The 1,924-nt window shown below is 25.8% G+C and carries 2 protein-coding genes; both read left to right on the top strand.

All coding sequences use genetic code 11. The annotated features are described in order from the left end of the window. The first annotated feature begins 15 nt into the window (after nt 1-15). Nucleotides 16-609, top strand: coding sequence for a Tim44/TimA family putative adaptor protein (locus ACQCX0_RS03445; protein ID WP_462562779.1), 594 nt, complete (start codon nt 16-18; stop codon nt 607-609). Then, nucleotides 602-1,816: a murein transglycosylase A gene (gene mltA / locus ACQCX0_RS03450; protein ID WP_462562780.1), complete on the top strand. Its 1,215-nt coding sequence runs from the start codon at nt 602-604 to the stop codon at nt 1,814-1,816. Before ACQCX0_RS03445 ends, mltA begins: the two co-directional genes overlap by 8 nt. Nucleotides 1,817-1,924 lie beyond the last annotated feature (108 nt).

The following is a 1,924-nucleotide window of genomic DNA, read 5'->3' on the forward strand; positions in this document are numbered from 1 at the left end:
AAAAGGAGAAAATAATTGGAAAAAATATACTCTTATATAGATATAATTTTACTAGGAATACTAATACTATTTTTAATAGTAAAATTTAGAGGTTTATTGGGAAAAAGACAAGGGTTAGAAAAATATAATCAAGATATACCTGTATACCAAGAAGAAGTTACAAATTCAATTATTCCTGAAATAAATCAGGAATTAGCAACTAAAATAGAAGAAGTTAAAAAAGTTAACTCATATTTTAATTATAAGAAATTTATTGAGAATTCTAAAAAAGCTTTTGAATTAATTGTTTATAGTTTTCTTGACGGAGATGTTTCTAAAATTAAAGATTTTTTAAGCGCAGAAGTATATAGTAATTTTGAAACTACTATTCTTGATAGAGGAGCTACTAAATTAAATATTACTATTAAAGAATTTTTAGAAGTAAGTGTTAATAATATTTTATTTGAGAATGAAGAAATTTTTATTAAAATAAAATTTATTACTTTGCAAAACAGAATTGATGAAACTAATAAAACTTTTACTAAAGAAATAGAAGAATTTTGGTTGTTTAAAAATAATCCTAAAGAAGATCAAGTGGTTTGGAAGTTAATGGAAATTACTAGTGCTTAACAAGCAAAAATACAAAAAGCAACCCTTAAAAACTTTCTTACAAGAAAAATTACAAAAAATTATTGTTATTTTAACTGTAATAGTAGGTATAATATTAGTTTTAATTTTTTATAAAAAAGAATTTAGTGAGAAAATTTTTACTAAATTTACTTTCCAAGAAGTTAAGAATTGGGATAAAGATACTAACTTAGAAGAAACAATAGTACCAATTTTGCAAAGTTGTGAGATTTTTGCAAAAAGAAAGCCTGAGACTATAATGACAGAACAACCTTTTACTACTATTAAACAGTGGTTAGAGGTTTGTGATAAACTAAAAAACTTACCTTTTAAGCATCATGAAAATTTAAAAAAATTCTTTGAAGATAATTTTGACCCTTATCTTATTAAAAAAAGAGCAAGCGGTATAACTACAGGGTATTTTCATATTAGTGTAGAGGGTTCTCCTAAAAGAAGTAAAATTTATAAATATCCGATTTATGCTATGCCACAAGATTTAGTTAGGGTAAAGATAGATGATTTTAAAATTTCTAATACATCTAATACTTATAGAATTATTACGGGCAGAGTAGATTCTACAGGATTTTTAAAGCCTTATTATACAAGAGAAGAGATTATTAACGGAGTTTTAAAGGGTAAAAAATTAGAACTTTTTTGGTTAAAAAATAAACTAGATACTTACTTTTTACAAATTCAAGGATCTGGTAAAGTCATTTTACCGAATTCTAAAGAAATTTATGTAAGATATGCTTCTAAAAATGGTCATTCCTATACCTCAATTGGTAAATATATGATAACTCAGAAATATATTACTAGTGGTGCCGGAAGGGAGGGAATTTATAAATTTTTTCAAAAAAATCCTAATAAAATAGATGAGGTTTTAAATCAAAATAAATCTTTTGTATTTTTTCAAGTTGATCCTTTACAAACTGTAGTTGGCTCCTTAGGAACTGAATTACATGCGGAGAGAACCGTAGCAACTGATAGAATTTATATTCCCTTAGGAATACCTTTATTTTTAGAAACAGAATACGGCAATAGTAAAAAACCCTTTGCTAAATTAGTAATAACTAATGATACCGGCGGTGATATTAAGGGTGTAAACAGGTTAGATTTATATTTCGGAGAAACTCTTGAGGGTGAAAATTATGCTAACCAAATGAATAATCCTTCTACTATATATCTTTTATTACCGAAAGAGACGCTATAAAAAGAAATATATATCAAAAACTCTAAGAATAATAAACTTAAGAGAAAGAAACCTATAAGTGAAAAGGTAAAAATAGATCGGAAGAGCGTCGTGTAGGGAAAGAGTGTA

It is taken from the genome of Candidatus Hepatincolaceae symbiont of Strigamia maritima (assembly GCF_055505085.1).